General features: G+C 40.3%; 22 protein-coding genes. 10 read left to right on the plus strand and 12 right to left on the minus strand.

Annotated features, from left to right (window positions below; genetic code table 11):
* The first annotated feature begins 130 nt into the window (after nt 1–130).
* The 4 genes from PL9214_RS19045 to PL9214_RS19060 all read left to right on the plus strand — a co-directional run bounded on the left by PL9214_RS19045 (nt 131) and on the right by PL9214_RS19060 (nt 3,674).
* Nucleotides 131–862, plus strand: coding sequence for a class I SAM-dependent methyltransferase (locus tag PL9214_RS19045; protein WP_072720339.1), 732 nt, complete (start codon nt 131–133; stop codon nt 860–862).
* 124 nt (nt 863–986) lie between these two features.
* Nucleotides 987–1,511, plus strand: a complete 525-nt coding sequence (locus PL9214_RS19050; RefSeq protein ID WP_072720340.1) for a hypothetical protein — start codon at nt 987–989, stop codon at nt 1,509–1,511.
* Nucleotides 1,512–1,858: 347 nt separating this feature from the next.
* Complete coding sequence (locus PL9214_RS19055) at nt 1,859–3,253, plus strand: NACHT domain-containing protein (protein ID WP_072720341.1); 1,395 nt, start codon at nt 1,859–1,861, stop codon at nt 3,251–3,253.
* A 157-nt stretch (nt 3,254–3,410) separates the two neighbouring features.
* Nucleotides 3,411–3,674, plus strand: coding sequence for a hypothetical protein (locus tag PL9214_RS19060; protein ID WP_072720342.1), 264 nt, complete (start codon nt 3,411–3,413; stop codon nt 3,672–3,674).
* A 318-nt stretch (nt 3,675–3,992) separates the two neighbouring features.
* Here the strand turns inward: PL9214_RS19060 and PL9214_RS19065 are convergent, their stop codons facing one another.
* From PL9214_RS19065 to PL9214_RS19105, 9 genes are all read right to left on the minus strand, one after another.
* On the minus strand, nt 3,993–4,436 hold the full coding sequence (locus PL9214_RS19065) for a DUF29 domain-containing protein (RefSeq protein WP_072720343.1): 444 nt from the start codon (nt 4,434–4,436) through the stop codon (nt 3,993–3,995).
* 22 nt (nt 4,437–4,458) lie between these two features.
* Nucleotides 4,459–5,274, minus strand: a complete 816-nt coding sequence (lpxA, locus tag PL9214_RS19070; RefSeq protein ID WP_072720344.1) for an acyl-ACP--UDP-N-acetylglucosamine O-acyltransferase — start codon at nt 5,272–5,274, stop codon at nt 4,459–4,461.
* Nucleotides 5,275–5,315: 41 nt separating this feature from the next.
* The gene (fabZ, locus tag PL9214_RS19075) at nt 5,316–5,819 is read right to left on the minus strand and encodes a 3-hydroxyacyl-ACP dehydratase FabZ (protein ID WP_072720345.1); all 504 of its coding nucleotides are present in this window, start codon (nt 5,817–5,819) and stop codon (nt 5,316–5,318) included.
* A gap of 81 nt (nt 5,820–5,900) precedes the next feature.
* A complete protein-coding gene (gene lpxC / locus PL9214_RS19080) occupies nt 5,901–6,761 on the minus strand; it encodes a UDP-3-O-acyl-N-acetylglucosamine deacetylase (RefSeq protein ID WP_072720346.1) in 861 nt (286 codons plus the stop codon).
* Nucleotides 6,762–7,054: 293 nt separating this feature from the next.
* Nucleotides 7,055–8,233, minus strand: a complete 1,179-nt coding sequence (locus tag PL9214_RS19085; RefSeq protein ID WP_072720347.1) for a nucleotidyltransferase domain-containing protein — start codon at nt 8,231–8,233, stop codon at nt 7,055–7,057.
* A 28-nt stretch (nt 8,234–8,261) separates the two neighbouring features.
* Nucleotides 8,262–9,185 (minus strand): peroxiredoxin family protein, encoded by a 924-nt coding sequence (locus tag PL9214_RS19090; protein WP_072720348.1) that lies wholly within the window; start codon nt 9,183–9,185, stop codon nt 8,262–8,264.
* A 12-nt stretch (nt 9,186–9,197) separates the two neighbouring features.
* Entirely contained in the window at nt 9,198–9,779 is a 582-nt protein-coding gene (locus tag PL9214_RS19095; protein ID WP_072720349.1) for a PqqD family peptide modification chaperone, read from the minus strand.
* 43 nt (nt 9,780–9,822) lie between these two features.
* Entirely contained in the window at nt 9,823–10,350 is a 528-nt protein-coding gene (locus tag PL9214_RS19100) for a PqqD family peptide modification chaperone (protein WP_072720350.1), read from the minus strand.
* A 46-nt stretch (nt 10,351–10,396) separates the two neighbouring features.
* Entirely contained in the window at nt 10,397–11,272 is an 876-nt protein-coding gene (locus PL9214_RS19105) for a phosphoenolpyruvate carboxykinase (ATP) (protein WP_072720351.1), read from the minus strand.
* A 591-nt stretch (nt 11,273–11,863) separates the two neighbouring features.
* On the opposite strand from PL9214_RS19105, the gene PL9214_RS19110 reads away from it, so the two are divergent.
* Nucleotides 11,864–12,703, plus strand: coding sequence for a 2OG-Fe(II) oxygenase (locus PL9214_RS19110; protein ID WP_245824292.1), 840 nt, complete (start codon nt 11,864–11,866; stop codon nt 12,701–12,703).
* Between the two features lie 224 nt (nt 12,704–12,927).
* Here the strand turns inward: PL9214_RS19110 and PL9214_RS19115 are convergent, their stop codons facing one another.
* From PL9214_RS19115 to PL9214_RS19125, 3 genes are all read right to left on the minus strand, one after another.
* Nucleotides 12,928–13,545, minus strand: coding sequence for a CP12 domain-containing protein (locus PL9214_RS19115; RefSeq protein ID WP_072720353.1), 618 nt, complete (start codon nt 13,543–13,545; stop codon nt 12,928–12,930).
* Between the two features lie 629 nt (nt 13,546–14,174).
* Nucleotides 14,175–15,689, minus strand: a complete 1,515-nt coding sequence (locus tag PL9214_RS19120) for a serine hydrolase (RefSeq protein WP_072720354.1) — start codon at nt 15,687–15,689, stop codon at nt 14,175–14,177.
* 126 nt (nt 15,690–15,815) lie between these two features.
* A complete protein-coding gene (locus PL9214_RS19125; RefSeq protein WP_072720355.1) occupies nt 15,816–16,616 on the minus strand; it encodes an RNA methyltransferase in 801 nt (266 codons plus the stop codon).
* Between the two features lie 47 nt (nt 16,617–16,663).
* Between PL9214_RS19125 and PL9214_RS19130 the strand changes: the two genes are divergently transcribed.
* The 5 genes from PL9214_RS19130 to PL9214_RS19150 all read left to right on the plus strand — a co-directional run bounded on the left by PL9214_RS19130 (nt 16,664) and on the right by PL9214_RS19150 (nt 21,314).
* On the plus strand, nt 16,664–16,837 hold the full coding sequence (locus tag PL9214_RS19130; protein ID WP_072720356.1) for a DUF2256 domain-containing protein: 174 nt from the start codon (nt 16,664–16,666) through the stop codon (nt 16,835–16,837).
* Nucleotides 16,838–16,870: 33 nt separating this feature from the next.
* Nucleotides 16,871–17,803, plus strand: coding sequence for an isoaspartyl peptidase/L-asparaginase (locus tag PL9214_RS19135; protein WP_072720357.1), 933 nt, complete (start codon nt 16,871–16,873; stop codon nt 17,801–17,803).
* Between the two features lie 375 nt (nt 17,804–18,178).
* On the plus strand, nt 18,179–18,598 hold the full coding sequence (locus PL9214_RS19140) for a response regulator (RefSeq protein WP_245824293.1): 420 nt from the start codon (nt 18,179–18,181) through the stop codon (nt 18,596–18,598).
* Nucleotides 18,599–18,683: 85 nt separating this feature from the next.
* Nucleotides 18,684–20,813 carry a chemotaxis protein CheA gene (locus PL9214_RS19145; protein ID WP_072720358.1) on the plus strand — a complete coding sequence of 710 codons (2,130 nt, stop codon included), beginning with the start codon at nt 18,684–18,686 and terminating at the stop codon, nt 20,811–20,813.
* A 45-nt stretch (nt 20,814–20,858) separates the two neighbouring features.
* Complete coding sequence (locus PL9214_RS19150; protein ID WP_072720359.1) at nt 20,859–21,314, plus strand: chemotaxis protein CheW; 456 nt, start codon at nt 20,859–20,861, stop codon at nt 21,312–21,314.
* Nucleotides 21,315–21,317 lie beyond the last annotated feature (3 nt).

Here is a 21,317-nt window from a genome sequence, read left to right on the forward strand (position 1 = left end):
AGGTTAAAAGATTTTCTGAGAAACTGCACAGAAGTGATCGCAACTCTTATCGTGCGTATGCTCTAGTGATCTTTGCTAAATTGTAATAAATTTAAGGGAAATAACGCCTTGAAGCTAGGATATTTTCACCATGTCTCAAACCTATGAAGTCTGGAAAACTGCTGAACTCTCTCAAGCCTTTTTAGAGGGAGTCCGGGGAGCAATTCCCTTAGCGGCGGAACAAATTGATATTTTATTAAGAATACTCAGAAAAGCTCAACCTCATCTCGATAATTTTTTAGATTTAGGCTGTGGAGATGGAGTTTTAGGACGATCTATTTTAAGGGAATATCCTCATGCAAAAGGGGTGTTTTTAGATATTTCTGAAACAATGGTTAAAGTCGCACAAGAGAAAGTGGATCAGTCTTCGGGAAATCTTTCTTTTATTTTACAAGATTTTAGCCAAAAAGATTGGGTTAATCAACTTCAAAATCAGGCTCCCTTTGCTGCAATTGTATCCGGGTTTTCCATTCACCACCAACCCGATGAACGTAAAAAAGAATTATATCAGGAAATTTTTGATTTACTCAAACCCGGAGGTATTTTTCTCAATTTAGAACATATTGCCTCAGCGACCCCTTGGGGTGAGCAGTTATTTGATGAATTATTTGTAGATTCTTTATATGCCTATCATCAACAATTAGGCAATAATTTATCACGGGAGGAAGTCGATAAAAAATATTATAATCGGTCGGATAAAACTGCCAATCTTTTAGCTTCTGTTGAATTGCAATGTGATTGGTTACGCGAGATTGGATATCAAAATGTGGATTGTTTTATGAAATTATTTGAAATCGCCTTATTTGGAGGAATCAAACCCTAACTCAGGTGGATGTCTTCTGGAGTATAGGGTGTAAAATCGTCTTAATTCCTAAAGTTTTCTGGCTGATTTAGATTTGTTTCAAAAGTAAAGCCTATAATAGGAGAACTATTTTACTGGATTGATTATGAAACTTTCCTCTGATATCAAGATTCCTTTCCCCCGTCCCCTTGTCTTTAATACCTATCGAGATCGATTAATTGAGGTTGTTAATTTATTACCCCCTAAAAATACTGTGAAGTTAGTTTCTCGTCGCGTTGAAGGAGATACGGTTTATACCGTTTATGATTGGGAATCATCAGAAGATGTTCCAGCACTGTTTGAAGATATATTAAAATATGACAAACTGCGATGGACAGAATCAGATACTTGGAATGGGCAGAATTTTACCTTAGATTGGCACATTAAAACCCAAGCTTTTACAGAAGCATTCCATTGTTCAGGTAAAAATACCTTTTTAGAAGATAAAAATTCTACCTTGATTCAAACGCGAGGAGAAATTGAACTAGACCCAGATAAACTAGAGGGAATTCCTGTATTTCTCAGAAGTCAATTAGCCAATGTATTTGAGGAAGTTCTAGGAAAGAAACTTGAACCCAATTTAATCGAGATGGGGAAAGGAGTACAAAAATACTTAGAAAAACATAAATAAATTTTACTTTCCCCAGAAGTTGTTCAGTTCTGAGGGTTGGGGGATGGTTTCGACATGAGAGACTAAACAGTCATTCAGGGAACTGTCACCCCAGCCATAAATTGGGCTACACCTGCTATGATCAGTTGGCTAGGTTGAATCGATATATGGCTTAACCTTGTTTGTGGCAAATGGTGATAGCATAATTGGTGAGGAATATCTCTGGATAAAATGGCTGAGTTTGTGAATTTTAATGTTATGTTTCAGGATATCCCGATAAAATTTAACAACTGGATTTTCTAGGGATATACTAATTATAATTTCTGAAAACGGATAGGTTGTTGTTTTTTACAAATTCTAAACCTTCAATGGCAAAATTGGCTTCTTCCAAGATTGAGTTACAAAATCGTCAAAAGGTACTGCTTCAGGTTCAAAAAGAAGTAAAGCAGTATCGGTTACAGTCGTTACATCGCGCAGTATTAACCCATTTAGCGCAAGAAACCCCGCCGTTAAAAATGCGACGAATTTGGGATGTGGAGTTAAAAGTTAGCCATCAACCTAGTGTTCGTTTAACACCGGATACGGGAATTATTCAAGTTTTTGATCGCTTAAATGGGAGATTATTAATTTTAGGTGCTCCAGGTTCAGGAAAAACAACGACGTTAATCGGATTAACTAAAGTATTGCTTAGTCGCGCGGAAAGGGATACGGAAGAACCTATTCCAGTTTTACTAAATTTATTAACCTGGAAAAATCCACAACAAACTCTCGCGGATTGGATTTTAGAACAACTTCATCTGAAGTATTGGATTGCTATTAATCAGGGTGAAAATTGGATGCAGCAACTTAAAATTTTACCCTTATTAGATGGATTGGATGAACTTCCTTTAACAAAACAAGTTCAATGTATTCAACAGATTAATCAACTATTAAATGGAGAGATCGCACCGTTACATTTAGTCGTTTGTGCCAATGTTTTGAGTTATCAAAAACTTCCAGAACGCTTAGTTCTCAATGGTGCAATTTTTTTACGTCCTTTAACCTCTCTCCAAATTCAAGATTATCTGATTAATTCTCGTAGTCGAGAATTGTGGCAAAATATTGAAACCGATGAACCGTTATTAAAGTTAGCAAAAGTTCCGTTATATTTAACAATAATGACGTTAGCTTATGAAGAAATTTTAATGATGTCTTGGAAACATCTAAATTCTTTTGAAGAACAACGTCATTATTTATTTAATGCTTATATTCGTCGTCAACTGAATCAAGATATTTATAAATCAGAATATCCCCAGGGAAAAGCACCGAAATCTGAGAGTTTTAGACGGTGGTTGGGGTGGTTAGCAACTCATCTTAAAACCGATGAAGCCACAGAATTTTGTGTTAAAAAAATCCCGATCCATTGGTTAAATGATGAAGGACAAAAGCAACGTTATAAATTAACTTTAAAGATAATTTTAGGGTTAATCTGGGTGATGATTTTGCTGATTATATTAGCCGGAGTTATCTTACGTCAAACTCCACTATTAATTATGGGAATGGGTCTAGGATTATTGTTTGCAATTTTATTAGAAAAATCAGGTTTAAAGGAAAAAATAGAACAGTTTGCTATCCGATGGGTTTTATGGAAAGATGGGAATATTCCTTGGAATTATCAACGGTTTTTGAAGGATTGTAGTCGTAAATTATTGTTACAAAAAATAGGCGATCGCTATCGTTTTATTCATCGTTTATTACAGGAACATTTTGCTCATAAAATTTAAGTGTTAAACTAGAATAATTGCACTCTTTGTCATGCTGAGTGAGCGGAAAAATCAAGATAAAATTCCAAATAATGCAACCCCAGAAACCCCAGATATTTGATTTATGGGGTTATTTGGGGTAGAGTAGTGATCGCACATTATCTAATAAACAAATTCTATGGAATACAATCACATCCCTCTTGATTCTGTTGAAAAGATAAGTTCATTAGGAGGGTTGCTTTCTGAATATTATCAGTATCGGGTAATTTCCGAACAAGGTAATTACTACGAACGAGCAATACCTCGCCTGGAAGAAGGTAAGCAAGGGGTCTGTAAAGAAAATATTGTTTATGATTTTGAAAAAATCCATCCGCGTATTTATAACATGAAGAGGCCTTATTCTGTACACGAAATTAGAAGGCAGAAAGAAAAGCAGAAATAGTTTTAGCGATCGCAACTCCCTCTCTTGTCACGATTTAATAGAAATTAGCAATTGATTTATTGAGTAATTTAGGATAAAATCAAGCAAACAACAAGGAGTTAACGATGCAAATTAATCCACAGGAAATCGTTTCAAATGCTTTGGATGAGACTTTCAACTAATAGAATCCCGTTCGCGGGACTGAAACATAACAGGGAGTTATTTCACACCATTTGGAGAATACTTTCAACTAATAGAATCCCGCTTGCGGGACTGCAAAAAATCTACTATTTTATATCAAAATTGTTATTGGTTACAGGAACATTTTGCCAATCAAATTTAAACCGGAAACCATTCAATATTCAGTAATTGCTCAAGGGTGTAAGGACATTCTAAAGGAAAATTAACAGAATTTTGAGTTTTAATTTTCACAAATCCTAACGCATCTTGATAAATAGAATCTAATTCTGATTCTAAATAATTACGGAGGTTTGTTGTGATTTTTCGTCTCAACTGAACTCTAAAGGTATAAATTTCTTCTTTCCATTGAACAGAAGTATATTCAGCTTCACTTGTCCCATATTCCAGTAATAATAAATGACGAATTATCTGTTCTAAAAGGCTGGCTACCGCGTTTTTCTTTTCTCTTCCCAACTCTTCTAATTCCTCAATTAAATTGTCTATATCTAAATCTCCAAATTGGTTATTCTTAATCAATTTAACAGTTTCTTCTAACCATTGAGCATCATCAATTTCATAAAGCTGTTTTAAATCCGTAATCATTAATGACTCACCTCCTGATTCATTAATCTTCCGTTATTTTCCGTTTTCCCCCTGGAATAATTCCTCGCCGTTGGGGTTCCGTTTGAGAACATCGAATAAACTGACGCAAATGTTCAATCGACGGATTATCGGGTAATAAATATAACTGTTCTAATCCCTGAGTAAAGGAATAATCAGAGCGATATAATAGACGAAATGCCTTTTTCAATAAACTAAATTCTTCTGAAGTAAATCCGGCACGTTTTAACCCGACTAAATTGAGCGATCGCACCCGTGAAGGATTGCCTTCAACTAACATAAACGGAGGCACATCTCGATCAATTCGGGTCATCCCTCCAATCATGGCTAATTGTCCGATATGCACAAATTGATGAACCCCTAAAACGCCGCTTAATCGTGCTTTCGATTCAATATACACATGACCTGCTAAAGCAACAGAATTGGCAATCACCACCTGATCTTCAATGACACAATTATGAGCGACATGAACATAAGCCATTAATAAATTTTGATTGCCAATAATGGTTGCTTCTCCGCCATTGGTTGCCCGATTAATCGTGACATATTCCCGAATTAAATTATCATCCCCAATTTTAACTAAACTTAAAGACCCATCATATTTAAGATCTTGAGGTTCAGAACCAATGACCGCACCCGGAAAAATTTGATTACGTGCGCCGATTTCCGTGCGTCCATTAATCACAACATGGGAACTAATCACCGTATCAGAACCGACCTTAACGTGCTCCCCAATGACAGCATAAGCCCCAACTTGAACCGTTGGATGGAGTTGTGCACCAGGATGAATGACAGCAGTGGGGTGAATTAAGGTCGTCATAGGAAATTAAAATCGGTTAAAACCTAATAAGGAATAAGGGTTTAGTCCACAAGAGAGAACATTAGTTCTCCTTCACAGGCCAGTTTACCATCGACTTCAGCGCGAGCTTGCATTTTACCAAAACGGCGTTGTTTCACGGTCAATAATTCTGCGGTCATAATTAATTGATCCCCTGGAACAACGGGACGGCGGAAACGGCATTTATCAATTCCTGCAAATAAAAATAGACTGCCTTTGAGATCAGGAAGTTGCTTTAAAACCACCCCTCCGACCTGCGCCATCGCCTCCACAATTAACACCCCTGGCATAATTGGACGTCCGGGGAAGTGACCTTGAAAATGGGGCTCATTAATGGTGACATTTTTTAAGCCAACGGCTTTTTGACCAGGGATATATTCAATAATGCGATCTACCAACGCAAAGGGATAGCGATGGGGTAATAAATTTTGAATGTCTTCAATCATGAATACGGTTTGAGTCGTTTCACCGTTCAACGCCGTATCCGTATCCGATGAATTTAATGTAACGTCAGATCTCGTCATCATCAACCGTGATAATAGGGTTCACAGGGGAAAGGGGGTCAAGGACTGAGAAGACAAAACCTTTGTTCAACTTTAGAGTTCTGGTTAACACTCAACCGTTAATTTCTGATCTTGATGAATTTCCTGAACCAGTTGAACATGAAGATGATGTCCTGCTTTGTATGCCAAGTAATGAGCTTGAGGGATAACACCCAATAAACTCAAATCCCCTACTAAGTCTAAAATTTTATGACGCACGGGTTCATTTGCATATCTTAAGGGTGGATTTAACCATCCTGAGTTTCCACAGACAATGGCATTATCGAGGCTCCCGCCTTTAATCAGTCCCGCTTGGCGCAACTGTTCCACCTGTTCTTCCAGGGTAAAGGTTCGAGCCGGAGCAATTTCCTGAGCAAAAATTTCAGGGTTAGCGGTGTAACTATACCATTGATTGCCAATGGCGGGAACGGAAAAATCAATTCCATAGGTAAATCGCGTTTCTGATGCGGGATAGGCTGTGACAAACCCATCTCCTTGTTGAACGGATATGGGATGGGTGATTTTAAAAGGGTTGAATTCTTGAGATTGACCTTCGAGTATTTGGCGGCCAACGGTTGCGATCGCTTCTACCCAATTTTGAGCCGACCCCTCTAATAACGGAACTTCCGGGCCATCAATTTCGATGCGAGCGTGATCAATTCCCATTCCCGTTAAGGCGGCTAACAAATGTTCAACGGTTCTAACGGTTGCGTTTGTATGACCTAATTCTGTGGATAAAGTGGTGGATAATACCGATTTTAATTGTGCAGGAATAATCGGAGTTTCGGGTAAATCAACGCGCACAAAATAGCGTCCTTCCCCAATATTTGCAGGTAAAACTCTAACCGTTGTCATTACTCCCGTATGTAATCCCACACCGGAACAAGTAAAGGCTTCTTTTAAGGTATATTCGCTGTTGTTTCTCAAGGTTCAATCCTCGTAATTTTTCTGGATTTGTAGGTTTAAGTATTGCATATTTATTTGTTTTATGATTATCTTAAAATTTAATTAATTATTGTTAGATTTTTTTACAACTATCTTCCCCTTTCTCTCAATCTTTATCCCCCAGCAATTATTAAAGAGTATTGATAGCTATAGCAATCCTAAATGTTGCAATATATCTTGCTTGACGCTTTTGGGTTAAGTTACTCACTTGTTTCTCTCCATTTATCCTGACTAAATGCACCGCTTGAAACATAGATATATAGAAAGTGCTGAAATCATCTTAACATCAATTTTATGACTACTCGGGTGGGGCGGATTAAATAGTAGAGAAAAGATAGAGAAGTTGGCAACGGAAGGAACGCCCGATCTGTTTCGCTTGGAGCTATCCAAAGGTGGACGAGGTGGGCTAAGTAGGGAACTCGATCTTGAAAACGCTCTCTAACTTGAAAATAAAACCGTTTTTTTTCTCTGCCTCTAGTTGGGTTTTCGGCTTGACAGAACAGCCATTTACAGACTAAGGATACAAGGGATTTAACTATTTGCTCTGCTTGAACCCTCTTCAACACTTCTTCTGGAAGATTTGCTCCTAGAAGATCGTGTGCTAAGAGAAGACCAAGGAAGAGCATTCGCAAACTATTCAACTGACTAGCCCGTTTTATAACCTGTTCCCAATTCATTTCCTGGTAAACCCGGATCACTTCAGCAACATCACAAATCTGTACCAATCGTTCTCGGTCTTGCCAAGAATCCCTGGCGATGTTAATGCAGAGAATTAAGAGCAAGTCCTCTGGAGACAAACTCAGTACGTTTATACCAGCAAGAGATACTGATTTAACACCTTTCCATAAGTCATCAAAATAGATTGAAACCGGAAAATCGTTCGGTGTGATTGCCTGGTGAAGATCTACACTAATCCTGCCATCGTGTGATATGAGATTACACTCCCAACCCCATTCATCATCTAGTCTATATCCCTGAGAAATCAGTAAGTCTTTAGCTGCCAGAACGTCTTGTTGGCGTACTAAGATATCTAGGTCGCAGAACTGTCGCAATGCCAAATTGCCGTAAGCGGAAGCGGCTAGAATAGCACCTTTAAAGGGGATGGAAGGAATTTCATGAGTTGCAAATAGTTCCAAAAGCCTGAGCAGTTCCCCAGTCAAAGTAAGACTCCACCCGGCGTTAGCCTCAAAACTAGCTCGTAGTTGAGCCAAAGTAGCCTTGGGAACTGCTTCTGGGCAGGTCGTATTAAGATTCCAGTATAGAAGTGGCATTAACCCCTGAAGATTTGCTGTCTGAATCAGATACTCCCAATCAATATTTTCGTGCAGCAAAATCTTGAGCCGTTCAGCATTTTTAGAGTCCATGCAAGTTCTAGCACAGCAAACCAAGATTTCGACTTCAGTACGAATATCTACTATTGGCAAATTAGCAGAGATGGAAGTTAAGCTTTTCATAAAGCCCTCAGTTAGAACTTTTGGGGATTCAAGATGAGATGGGTTCTGTCTTCTTCAACAAAACTCTCTCATACATCTGTTTAATTCGGTCTAAATAAGCTTCAGGAAGTTCTCCAATCCATGTTTGAGTTATGACTCCATCTTCAATTAAAATAGCAGTGGGATAGGCATCTGCCATATAACTAAATAAAAGTTTATCCATTGAAACTAGGGGAAAGCGCACCATCTGTTCATCTTTAAAGGCTTCTAATTCATCAGAGGGGAGAGACATAATTCCCAGAACTTGGGGTAAATCTTTTTGGGTATTCATCATATTGAGAAAAGGAACCCATCGTTTACAGTAAGGGCAATCTTTGCTGAGGAATACAACAAAATGGGAACCCTGTTGTAAGTCGTTGGGGCTATCTTTTAACCAACGACGTTTCCAATGATTTCCAAGTTTTAGGCGAGAGAAGTCTACAAGAGGCTTCTGTCGAGATAGCCAACCGAGGGTGCTAGCGGATATTCCAACAATTAATGCAAGTATCCATTGCCAAGTTTCTGTATGGTGGTTGGGTACTGGATAAAACCATGCTATTGCTAGTAACAGAATATATCCTAAATTCAACAGGATACTTTGTTGGGGCGTGATGATTACAAGACCTCCATAGCAACCGCAATCTTCTGTTTTACCAGAGGAGGTAGACCAAAGAATTAACCCTGATGAACCGATTAAGAAAAGGATTGATATAGGAATAAGCCATTGGGGAAATTCATGGAGAATTAGAGCTAATCCTAATGCTGATTCTAAACCAATGAAGGTAGTCGCTACCTGGGGGACAATTAGGGTAGATAGCAAACCATATTTGTAATTATGATAGATGAATTCTTTAGAATTTAGAGCTTTGGCAATTCCAGTTATTAAAAAAATTGCTCCTATAATTAATATCATCAAATAATCAATTATTATCATTATTTCTAATCCTTATCTTTGTTCACAAGCAAATTCACTTTCTCCAGGCTTACGATTAGTTCTGGAGGAGCAAAAAATATTTTTTTTAGCATTTTGACAACAACCATCACGTTTGGTTGGATTTGAACCTGGTATGCAATCTTTTCCTTCTTCTATACAAGGAGGCTTTGGAGGCCCAGCCGTTGACCTGGCTCCCCCCGGATCTGGACTAGCAATTGATTTAACCCCAGGAAACATCGAACCGATCGCAAATCCCCCAACTAATGTAGCCGTCTTAATTGCTTTCCGACGTGAAATATTGGGTATAGCAATGGGTTCCTTCCGATACTCCTTAATCAGCTTATAACGCTCAAGCTCCTCTAAAGTTAACCAAACCAAACCTCGCATATCCACATCACTATCCGCCGGGAGATTAAACTCTTTTTCAAGTTTATGGGCTATATCATTGACCGTATTTTGACCATTTGATAATTCCCAAATTCTTACTGCCAGTGGCGTTAAACAATGGGAAGAATTATTATCTTGATCGTAAATGATCAATTCATTACCTATATCTTGCAGTAACAGATTTTCAGTTCTGGCAACAGGAATCATAGTTTTTCCCTTCAGTATCTTTTTAAAGATGCTAACTTTAAAATTAACAAACCGCTAGTTTACATCTCTTTCCACTGTCTGTTTGCTTGCAAATCTCATTCGATGCACAATCTGAATCTTGGGTACATATCTTTCCACTATCCGCTAAACATTTAGATACTGCGAACGCAGGTTCAGGAGCAATAATTGACCTTACCATAGGAAACATAGAACCGAGCGCAAATCCTCCCACCAATGTAGCCGTCTTAATTGCCTTCCGACGTGACATCCCTGCAATTACATTTGTAGCAGGTTGTCGTAAATACTCTTTAATCAAGGAATAGCGTTCTAATTCTTCCAATGTCAGCCAAACCAAACCCCGCATATCCACATCACTATTCCCAGGCAGATTAAACTCCTTTTCGAGTTTACGAGCTATATCATTAACTGTATTTTGACCATTTGATAATTCCCAGACTCTCACTGCCAGTGGCGTTAAACAATGGGAGGAATTATTATCTTGATCGTAAATGATCAATTCATTACCTATATCTTGCAGCAACAGATTTTCAGTTCTGGCGACAGGTATCATGGTTTTATCCTCGTTAATCAATGAATTTTTTAAACTGATAGTCAACTTAATCTTTTAAGTGTTGCAATAATGCGATCGCAACATCTTCTGCCTCATCTCGTTTCCCTTCAAAACATAAAGCACTAGAAACAGCACTTGCCAAAATAGGAAGGGCAAAATCAGGACGAAGACTCGCAACAATTGTGTTATCTAATAGTGCCAATACCCCATGTCCTAAAGACATTGGTTTTAAATTCCATTGCACTCCAGACTCATATTGAGCATGAACAATCAAACCCACTGGTAAAGGTTCTGTTCCTGCTGTACCCCCCAATTCTTCCACCGAACACCGTTTGACTCGCTGCCCTTCTCCTCGCCGTATGGATAAACGTCTCGGATAGGGATGAACCCGTCCATCAGTATCCAATACCGCATACTCATCCGAGTAATAGGTTGCTCCAGCGTTAACTAACGCCTTTACCAGAGTTGTTTTGCCACTAAAACTGCGCCCCGGAATGAGAATTGCTTTCCCCCGCCAACCCACAACACCCGCATGGACAAATAGCCAATCTTGTACGGCAATGCCAACCTGCAAGCGCAAGTCAGAGTCCAACGTCTCGAAAATAGTTTCAAGCTCTATACTTTCGGTAAGTTTGTCTTGCCCTCGATAGATCTGGTGATCAATGTAACCACTAGAACCTTTGCCAACTTCACCAACAATTAGCGAGTACAACTCATCAACTGGTGATGATGATTTCTCCCACCCAGGCGGCAGGTAATCCAAAAGCGGTTCCAAAATAGTGGGTTCGTTGACACGGATACCAATGTGAACACCATAGCTGACGAGAGAAATTCCAGCTTTCCAACTGATTTCGTCAAGTTCAGGGTAAAAGGGTACGCATTCAGTTTGTTGTTTTAATAGAGGCAAAGTAGAAGTCTGCATTGCAGCTTGTCCAAGTTTTCAAAGCTAAAGTTTTTCCTTGAACTAAACGGATAAAATTTCGGGTTTGGCACTATTCCTTTGCACCCCAACTGATAAAGTCAGACCAAATTGGATTTTTGATGTCTGACTAGAATAGCGATGTTATGCCAATAGACTTACGCAAAAACCCGATTTCTGAACATTACATCAAGCTCTTAGCTTAAAGCCAAGACGAGAAACCAGGTTTTTTAACCCTCCGGTGTGTAAGTTGTAACTCAAATCTTTAATGCTGCAATTATAAAGTGGATGAAAAAAAATACAATCGGTTTGTCTCCATCTTTACTAAATCTTTACTTTTTACAGAATTTATTGGTCTTGTTTCCACATCCTAGAAACTCTTAAGCATATTTGCTGATGCCCTTGAAGCCTTTCGCACCGCGATTTCTTTTGGATTTGTGGAGTGGCTCCAGTATGCGGAGGGATGTATTTGTAGCCTACAGACAGTTTAGGCTTGATTCGGGCTTAATCTTTGTTTTAAGTCCTATTAAAACCGAGTATATTTAATAAAGTAGTTTGAGCAAAAATTTAATGAAAAGGAGGAAACAATCTCTAATGTTATTCAATTCAGAATATAATATACAATTTGATGAGATTTTTAGTCAAGCTTTAGATTTGGTAAATTCTAGCCTTAATCAACCTGAAATTCCCTACAATGAAAGGCTGAACGCAGCCTTAAAAGTATTAGAGATCGGAATATTATCATCACAACAAAAGCAGTTGAATTCATTGTTACCCGAAGTTATCCCATCTTCAGATATTTCTCCTGATCCTTTCTTGCAGCATCAAGAAACAGAAGCCATTATTTTAAATCCCGATTATGTACAACTGGATAACTTTCTCTCAGAGGAAGATTATCAGAAACTTTTAAAGATGACTTTAGCTAATCAAGATAAATTTTTTCCTTCAGAAGTGATAAATGATCAGTCAAAATATCGGGAATCTTATATTTTACTTCCTCAACACTTTGTCGAGTTCCATGAACTTCTGACTCATCAGATTCTCTCTGCTAGACCCAATGTTATGCAGCAATTACAAATGTCGATGTTTTTAGTGTCCCATTTAGAAATGCAAATCACGGCGCATTTACATGGGGGATATTATAAAATTCATCAAGATGTGGATGCCGGAAAAGCTGCCAATCGAAGATTAACCTATGTTTATTATTTTTATCAAGAACCTAAACCTTTTTATGGAGGAGACTTAAGATTATATGAAACTAAAATTCAAGACAATCAATCTCTAATTCAAGAAAGATTTAATCAAATTGAACCGCGTAATAATAGTATTATCTTTTTTGATAGTCGTTGTAAGCATGAAGTTTTACCTGTTTATTGTCCCTCTCAACAATTTACGGATGGTCGATTTACAATTAATGGTTGGATTCATGGTTGATTAAGAATTGTTGATTTGATTCTCTAGGACATTGAAAATTAGATCCAGTTTTGTTCTAACCGTTAGCCACAACTGCTATACTATCGGCTATAAATAATTCTCAATTCCCCATATAGAATCTATTAAAAGCAGAATTCCCCCTCTATATTGATCTGTTAGAGGGGGAAACTGTGACGGTCAAGAGAAATGAGTTAAACCACAACCTGAACTGAAGTCCTCAAGGATTAGGTGTCATACACCCGAGCTTCTACAGCATCAGGATTTTCTTCACAATACAAATCAAAGGCTGTTTTTTCCAAACGTTCTGCTTTTTGGTGAGACGCTTCGGCTTGCAGTTCTTCCACGATATCCCAGGCGGCGGCACATTCTTTCGAGGTAGCTCCTTTTTCTGAACAAGTCGCTCTAGCTTCTTCAATCGCTTGTTCAATGCGTTCTTTTAACAGAATGCCCTTCGGATTTTCGACAAAATCACCTTTGCTAATAATATCGGTGACCGAAATAATTCCCAGCAATTTATCGTGAATCACTGGAGCACGACGAATTCCCGTTTGAGCAAAGAGTCTCGCCACATATTCCACACCGAGGTCAGGATTAATCGCAATGCAGGGTTTGGTCATAATTTCACAAACCCGGACTTGTGTTGGGTCTTTCCCGTAGGCGGTGACTTTGTAAACAATGTCGGTCTCAGTAATAATCCCAAAGGCATCTTGTTCGTAACGTCGCTCAACGAGCAATGCCCGTAAGCACATATCATTCATCTGCTTCACGGCTTCGGCAACCGTAGCGGAACCTTTGATCGTTACGACTTCTGTAGTCATAATATCTTTAGCTTTGAGCATCATAGTAGCTGATCCACAAAAAACTCTATACTTCTAGCTTGCCTCGAATTGGCAATAAAAAAAAGGATTGTTTTATTTTATTTAAAATGTTAGAATTGTTAAAATATAAAAATTTGTGCGAGACGTTCTTGTTAAAGTTGAAGGATAACACCTAAAACGTCAACGGGGAGACAGATATAAAACAATTGGTTAAACCCAACCGAATCTGTCTTAACTTTGAAAATGTAACCCTAAAGGAGGGTTAATCTCGGAGTCAATGGTGCGACTTTCCTAATAGAATAGACATCTCCGAAAATCTTCAAATACCCTCTCTCGCTACTTTTGGAATCTCTAGCACTCCTGTGCCGGCTTCTCCAAAAGTAACGGATTCATAAGCTTTTTCAGTCACTTTAATAATAACTAATGAATTTTATCTCTGATATGCGATCATTTATCACAATAATTTTGGCAATTCTTAGGTTGAAATTTATCGCCTTGAAAAACCTGTAGAATTGAGGAATATTCCTACAGAATTATCCAGTGAGAAGATCTGACCGGGGTTTCGTTTAAATTTATTGCTGTTTTGAGACAATATTATTGTTTGTGAGTCAACAATTTAGGGGTGCGTGCGCTGCGCTTAAACACCCTACGGTTTATTGTTGATCATCTTGGCTTTGAACTTCATCGGGAGCAGGTGAGGAATCAGAATTAGGAACAGGGTTAGTAGAGCTATCAAAATATTGATAAATCGTAGAAGAAATTTGACGAATCAATTCTTCGGCTTGGGGATCATCCGCTTCTCGTTGAACTAAAACCCCAACTAAATATCGTTTCCCATTTGGCATATCAACTAACCCAATATCCCCAGAAACCGTGTCAATATTGCCTGTTTTATGAGCAATAAACGCACCCTCTCCTAAACCACTGGGTAATAAAGAACGATTACGAGTTTGCTGCATAATTCGTAACATAAAATCACGGGATTTCACAGACACCAACTTCCCTTGATTGATTTCTGCCATTAATGTTACTAAATCTTTGCTACTGGTTTTATTGGTTCCTTCCAAATCAGGCAGGATATTTTGCATTTGAGTTTGTTTTAATTGCCAGGATACAAATTGTTGATTTAGGGATTCAATACCGCCCAAACGATCAATAATCATATTGGTAGCCGTATTATCACTATTAGTAATCATTAAAGTAGCCGTTTCTAAAGCCGTAAATTTACTACCAACAGGTTTATCTTGGAGTTCTCCAGACCCTTTCGCAATATGTTTTTCCTCCATTGTCAAAATTTCATCCAGGCGAATTCTACCTTCATCAACGGCTTGAAAAAATGAAACTAAAATTGGCACTTTAATGGTACTGGCAGCAGGAATGGGGGTTTCTCCTGAAATATCAACATAATTTCCCGTATCTAAATCAACCAGAAATACCCCCGGTTTTAACTTAGGTGAATCCTGAGCTAAAGCCAGAATTGCTGTTTTTAAATCCGCCGCTTCTTGAGTTAGTTGTAACGGTTGAACCTGAGTGTTAGACGGGTTGGAATTAGGGTTTTGTTGTTGTTCTAAAGTTAAATTAATGGTTTGATTCGCTTCTGCACTCGAACGTCCCAACGCATTTAAAATTGAAAGAATCGTCCCTGAAATCACACCAATGCCAATCCCCAAAATCAACAAACGAGTTGCATAAACCATCGGAGACACCCGACGTTTTTTCCGTATTCGTTTTACAGATTGATCCCTGGGTGTACCAACCGAAGTTGTCGCGACTCGATCCCTTGGAAGACGCCGAGATCGTTGCGACCCCGATATCGGAGGCTTCAGAAACGATAAAATAGAAGCCAGGGTCACTTTCTGGCGTGGCCGTTTACCCGGTTGAGATCGGGTTTGACGAGATTTGGGTCGCCTAGGAGGTTGTTGTCGTAGTTGAGAAACCAGGGGTTCAAAAGACTCTAAACGGCTGGGATCAACGTTCTGACGGGATTCTGGTGAGCGATCCCGACGAGGAACCGGTTGAGGTTGAGGAGGAGTTGAACGACGAGAACGGCGTCGAGGCTGTGATTTCGATGAATTGTCATTGCGGGACTTTGGCCCAGAGGACGCAGAGCCAGAGTTAGAAGAAGAAAGTTTTGAGAAGAACGACTGACGCGGAGATCGTTGAGCCACACCTAACACCTGACTAGGATTTTAAGACTGTTTTTAAGACGATGCAATCATTTTCCACCCGACCTGATGATGAGCCATCCCCTCTCCTCTAACTCATTAGTCAAGGAAAGGGGGGTCTGTTTAAACTTAATCGGGCGACGCTTTTAGGGTATCATCAATTGCAACAAAATTGTTACAGTTTATTGCCCATTCGACTTGACTGAGGATACCGCGTAACATTGTGACTTCTTCCCCCGTTAAATTAGCACGATTAAACAAACGCCGGAATTTTTTCATGCGGCTATTGCTGGTATGGGGATACAAATATCCAACCCGAAGTAACAAGGTTTCCAACTGTTGATAATATCCTTCTAAGACCTCTAAGGGAACGGTCGAAGGGTTGGGGTGTTCCATCCCCTGTGCTGGAGTCGGTTGGATTTCTAACGCTAAATATCGTAATTCATAACAACACACCCCAACAGATTGAGCTAAATTTAAAGACGGATAACAGGAACTCGAAGGAATGCGGAGAAATCGTTGAGCATAACTCAATTCATCATTATTTAAACCTCGATCTTCTGGGCCAAAAATTAAAGCTGAAGGACAATCTAATAACCAAGGTAAAACCGTTCTGGGATCTTCTAAATCAGTGGGTAACGCTTGGGATCGAGATCGGGCTGTTGTTGCGATCGCGCGTTGACATCCGGTTAAGGCTTCGGGTAGAGACGAAACAATAATGGCCTGTTCTAAAATATCAACCGCATGAACAGCCATTCTTTTGGCTTCATCCCCCAGGGGATCACAATGGGGATTGACTAATATTAATTGCTCTAATCCCATATTTTTCATCACCCGTGCAACCGAACCCACATTTAACGCTCCGGCGGGTTCAACTAACACAATGCGGATGAAAGTTAATCGGGTGTTCTCAGAAACGGTCTGTGACATGGAAATGATATGATCATCCGAGATTCAAGCAACTCCAATAACTTAGCATGGTGCGCGTGCCATCCAAATCCGACTTACCGACGAAGATTTGTCCTGTTTGCGATCGCCCCTTTACCTGGCGAAAAAAATGGGCGAACTGTTGGGATGAAGTCAAATATTGTTCTGAACGCTGCCGTCGCCGTCGTTCTTCTTCTACCCCAGAGATAGAACACCCCCAATAACACCCCGATCTTTGTTCACTTTACAATACATTCATGGTGGTTCAACCTAAACTGATTATTCATGGTGGTGCTGGCAGTTCTCTCCAAGGGAAAGGAGGGTTAAAAGCCGTTCGTAAATCCCTGTATCAAGTCATTGATGAAGTCTACGCCTTACTGCTGACAGGAGCTAGTGCTAAAGAAGCGGTGGTACGGGGCTGTCAACTCCTCGAAGATGATCCCCGATTTAATGCGGGTACAGGTTCGGTTTTGCAGTCCGATGGCCAAATCCGCATGAGTGCTTCCTTAATGGATGGAACCTTAAAACGCTTTAGTGGCGTGATTAACGTTTCACGGGTCAAAAATCCTATCGATTTAGCCGTTTTCTTACAAAACGCCTCGGATCACGTTTTATCCGATTATGGTGCGGCTGAATTAGCACGGGAACTGCAACTTCCCCTGTATAATCCCCTCACGGATCAACGATTACAAGAATGGTTAGAAGACCGTAAAGATAATTTTAAACGCAGTATGGCCAATGTCGTCTCCGAATCGGCGGGAACCGGAACCATTGGGGTTGTCGCCTTGGATCAAAATGGCCAATTAGCCGCTGGAACCTCAACGGGAGGAAAAGGGTTTGAACGTATTGGTCGGGTGAGTGACTCGGCGACTCCGGCGGGAAATTATGCTACGGATCAAGCGGGGGTGAGTTGTACCGGAATTGGGGAAGATATTCTTGATGAATGTTTAGCCGCCAAAATTGTAACGCGGGTCACGGATGGTCAAACCTTAAAAGCCGCCTTTGACAAATCCTTTGCAGAAGCTCATGATCGTCAACGGGATTTTGGGGCCATTGGCATTGATGCAACGGGTGCGATCGCTTGGGGAAAAACCTGTGATGTGATTCTAGCTGCCTTTCACGACGGTCAAAATAGAGGTGATAGCCTGGAAGCACCTCAAGGAACTCAAGTGTTTTCTGGGATTTCTTGATAGGAAGTCGGGGGAGAAAAGGGGAAGCGGAGGGGAAATCCTTAACTTCTGACTCCCCATTCCTCTATGAACAGTCAACAGCCAACACCTAGTTCTGTTAACTTTTCAAACACAATTCATAATTCCTAGAAGAGGATGATTTATAATTCAGGTGTGATTATTTTGCGAATTACTATGCCCGTTTATTCCTGGCAGGATAGAGTGCAGAAATTAATTGATTTACCCGCAAGCAATAGTGTCCTTTGATTGATCTTAAGAATCCTTTAACATCACCCTGAAGAGATCATGAAAAGATCGAGCTATTCCCTCTGTACTTATTGGGGATTGTCAAAATATCAAGCTCTACATCTATTCTGTTAATAAACGAGTATAGGAATGCAAACTATTCTTGCCTTATCCGCTCAAGGAGTGTGGATTATGAGACGGATTTTAGTGGTTGATGATTCAGCAACGATGCGAAAAATGGTAATCGCGTCTTTGCGAGATTTAACTGATGTTAGTTTTAGTGAAGCGGGGAATGGTTTAGAAGCAATTGAACAACTTGAAGTGGCTCCCTTTGATCTGATGATATTGGATTTGAATATGCCCGATATGCACGGGTTAGAAGTTCTAAAATTTGTTTTAGGGCATCCCAGTTATCACGATACACCGATTGTGATTCTGACGACCAAGGGTGATGAAAATAGTCGGAGTGAAGCCATTGCAGCAGGTGCAGCTTGTTATTTAACCAAACCCTTTCAACCTAAATTCTTAGCGAGTGAAATTCGCCAGTTACTAACTTCAGTTTCAGTGTGAAGGGGTTTTACTTCTGAGTCAATTAAACCCAAATTCTTGTTTTAATGAGAAATATTAATATCATTCTTGCGAGGAAACTTCCATTGTGTCCAATCCGCCTAACAAAAATTTTTTCGAGGATTTCCTAGAAGATTATTTTGCAGAATGCGAAGAACATTTAGCCGTCATTAGACGAGAACTTCTAACCCTAGAATCCTGGATTAATCAATCACAGATTGAGCGTTCTCATCTCAATGAATTATTTCGTTGTTTCCATTCCATCAAAGGATTATCAGGAATGGTCGGAGTGGGACTGGCGGAAGAATTAGCCCATCAAATGGAAAGCTATTTACGAGTCTTACGGGATCAAAAAATAGCTCTATCTTCTGAAGGATTTGATGCTTTAATTGCGGGAACAAAACTTCTCGAACAAGTGATCACTTGTCACCGAACTCAAGCCCCACCCCCCGATATTACCGACATTAGCACCCAACTGAGGGCGGTTATTCCTAACGAAAACGTCGAAAACCCCTTATCTGGCCTGGTTACCCCGGTAGAATTCAAACTCAAACCCCAAGAACAAGAAACATTCAACATAGCAATTAACAACGGCGAAACGCTTTGGCACTTTGTATTCTCACCGAGTACCCAACTCTCAGAACAGGGAATCCGAGTTAATACGATTCGAGAACACTTACAAACCTTCGGTCAATTAATTTATACTGCACCTCGCATGAGTGAGGGCAACAAAATTCTATTTGATTTCATCCTCGCCACCACTTTGCCAGAAATTCCCTTTCCAGAAACCGAGCAACCGGGCTTAACCTGGCAGCTTTACTTAAAAGGAAGGAAACCGGAAACAGCAGACCAGGAGACGACCCCACCCAAAGAAGATCACACAATTCCCCCCCCTCCCCCGCTCCCACTCCCCCCTTCTCCCCTTCCCCCCCTCTCCCCTTCCCCCCTGCCCCTTTCCCCCTCCTCAAATGTGGTGCGTGTAGATTTACCCAAACTGGATGATTTGATGCGAATGGTGGGGGATTTGGTCATGAGTCGTGCCCGTTTAGAGGATCATTTCAAATCCATCACGTCCTATCTTCCCTCCCCTCAAATTCGAGCCTTACAAGAAATTAACTTAATGCTAGAACGACAATTACGAGATCTGCGCCAAGGGGTGATGCAAGTTCGTTTAGTTCCCATTGGTGAGATTTTTGCTCGGATGCAATTTGTCGTTCGGGATTTAGTTCGGGCCAGTGAAAAACAAGTCACTCTGGAAATGAGTGGACAGGAAACCGAAATTGATAAATTCGTTGTCGAACGAATGCTTGACCCCCTATTACATCTGGTGCGAAATGCCGTCAGTCATGGAATTGAATCTCCCCAAGAGCGTCTTGAAGCCGGGAAACCTCCCCAGGGAACCCTCAAACTGCGGGCAACAACCTCTGGGGAAACCGTCGTGATTGAAATTGAAGATGATGGTCGCGGTGTTGATGTTGAAACGGTTATTGAACGAGTCACGACCCAGACCCAACTCACTGAAACTCGATCCTTTGTTTCTCTGCTCGAAAACAAATATGGGGAAGCCGGAAAGCCCGACCAATATAATATGATGGCGTTATTAGATATTCTGTGCAGTGCCGGATTTTCCACCAAAAATGAAGTGGATTTAGTGTCGGGACGGGGGGTGGGAATGTCAATTGTTAAAAATACGGTTCAGGAGTTAGGGGGGTTCCTGAGTTTAGATACCCATAAAGGTCAAGGAACTCGATTTACGATTCAACTTCCCCTCACCTTAGCAATTACAGATGCTTTGATTATTTCTGTATCCCAACAAACCTTTGCCATTCCCCAAGCGGCGGTGCTGGAAGTGCTAGAAGTTTCGACATCCCAAATTATTTCTTTTGAGAAGAACGAAATTGTCAGCTATCGTAACACGGTTTTACCCGTGATCCGTCTAGCCTCAATTTTCCCTCTTTCTGCGACCTATCCCCAGTCAGACCCGGCCTTGTGTTCCCTAGAACCGTCATCCTTAATGATGATTGTGGTAGGAAGTGGAGAAAATACCGTGGCTTTAGTCGTTGATCGGGTGACGGGACTACGCGAAATCGTGGTGACACCGTTAACCGATCCCTTTGTCCAAGTGACAGGAATAGCTGGCGCAACAGAACTTGGAGATCGCCGGGTGGTTTTAATTTTAGATGTGGGTGCTTTAGTCCGACTTGCCACGTTTGGTTGACCTTAACCGTCAACCGTCAACTGTCAACCTTAGACTCTAACTCCAATGTCAGACGTTTTAACTTCAACTCAACCCTATATTTTATTTGAACTGGCTGACACAACCTTTGGCATTCCCTCTCAAATTGTGCAGCAAATGGAAATGATTGAACAAATTACCCCCGTTCCTAACACTTTACCTTTTGTGGAGGGAGTTGTTTTTTCGAGGGGACAAGTCATTCCAGCGATTAATTTACGAGTCCGATTTGGACTGGAGAAAACCTCTTATAATCTACGAACTCGTTTAATTGTGATTCATTCCCATCATCGTACCGTTGGATTAATTGTAGATACGGCTAGGGAATTTATCGCAATCCCAGAGCAAACTATTCAACCCCCACCCGAAGGAATCTCTAATTTAAGCGGTCGATATTTAGCGGGAATTGCCACTTTAGGACAACGAGTTATCCTGCTCCTCAATGTTGAAGAATTACTGATCAATCAGTTATCAGTTGTCAGTTAACAG

The sequence above is a fragment of the Planktothrix tepida PCC 9214 genome (assembly GCF_900009145.1).
GTDB lineage: Bacteria > Cyanobacteriota > Cyanobacteriia > Cyanobacteriales > Microcoleaceae > Planktothrix > Planktothrix tepida.

Bases quoted from the DNA above. Each gene is read 5' to 3' on its own strand.
- PL9214_RS19045 (WP_072720339.1), top strand. From the start codon at position 131: ATGTCTCAAACCTATGAAGTCTGGAAAACTGCTGAACTCTCTCAAGCC.
- PL9214_RS19050 (WP_072720340.1), top strand. From the start codon at position 987: ATGAAACTTTCCTCTGATATCAAGATTCCTTTCCCCCGTCCCCTTGTC.
- PL9214_RS19055 (WP_072720341.1), top strand. From the start codon at position 1,859: ATGGCAAAATTGGCTTCTTCCAAGATTGAGTTACAAAATCGTCAAAAG.
- PL9214_RS19060 (WP_072720342.1), top strand. From the start codon at position 3,411: ATGGAATACAATCACATCCCTCTTGATTCTGTTGAAAAGATAAGTTCA.
- PL9214_RS19065 (WP_072720343.1), bottom strand. From the start codon at position 4,436: ATGATTACGGATTTAAAACAGCTTTATGAAATTGATGATGCTCAATGG.
- lpxA (WP_072720344.1), bottom strand. From the start codon at position 5,274: ATGACGACCTTAATTCACCCCACTGCTGTCATTCATCCTGGTGCACAA.
- fabZ (WP_072720345.1), bottom strand. From the start codon at position 5,819: ATGATGACGAGATCTGACGTTACATTAAATTCATCGGATACGGATACG.
- PL9214_RS19085 (WP_072720347.1), bottom strand. From the start codon at position 8,233: ATGAAAAGCTTAACTTCCATCTCTGCTAATTTGCCAATAGTAGATATT.
- PL9214_RS19090 (WP_072720348.1), bottom strand. From the start codon at position 9,185: ATGATAATAATTGATTATTTGATGATATTAATTATAGGAGCAATTTTT.
- PL9214_RS19095 (WP_072720349.1), bottom strand. From the start codon at position 9,779: ATGATTCCTGTTGCCAGAACTGAAAATCTGTTACTGCAAGATATAGGT.
- PL9214_RS19100 (WP_072720350.1), bottom strand. From the start codon at position 10,350: ATGATACCTGTCGCCAGAACTGAAAATCTGTTGCTGCAAGATATAGGT.
- PL9214_RS19105 (WP_072720351.1), bottom strand. From the start codon at position 11,272: ATGCAGACTTCTACTTTGCCTCTATTAAAACAACAAACTGAATGCGTA.
- PL9214_RS19110 (WP_245824292.1), top strand. From the start codon at position 11,864: ATGTTATTCAATTCAGAATATAATATACAATTTGATGAGATTTTTAGT.
- PL9214_RS19115 (WP_072720353.1), bottom strand. From the start codon at position 13,545: ATGATGCTCAAAGCTAAAGATATTATGACTACAGAAGTCGTAACGATC.
- PL9214_RS19125 (WP_072720355.1), bottom strand. From the start codon at position 16,616: ATGTCACAGACCGTTTCTGAGAACACCCGATTAACTTTCATCCGCATT.
- PL9214_RS19130 (WP_072720356.1), top strand. From the start codon at position 16,664: ATGGTGCGCGTGCCATCCAAATCCGACTTACCGACGAAGATTTGTCCT.
- PL9214_RS19135 (WP_072720357.1), top strand. From the start codon at position 16,871: ATGGTGGTTCAACCTAAACTGATTATTCATGGTGGTGCTGGCAGTTCT.
- PL9214_RS19140 (WP_245824293.1), top strand. From the start codon at position 18,179: ATGCAAACTATTCTTGCCTTATCCGCTCAAGGAGTGTGGATTATGAGA.
- PL9214_RS19150 (WP_072720359.1), top strand. From the start codon at position 20,859: ATGTCAGACGTTTTAACTTCAACTCAACCCTATATTTTATTTGAACTG.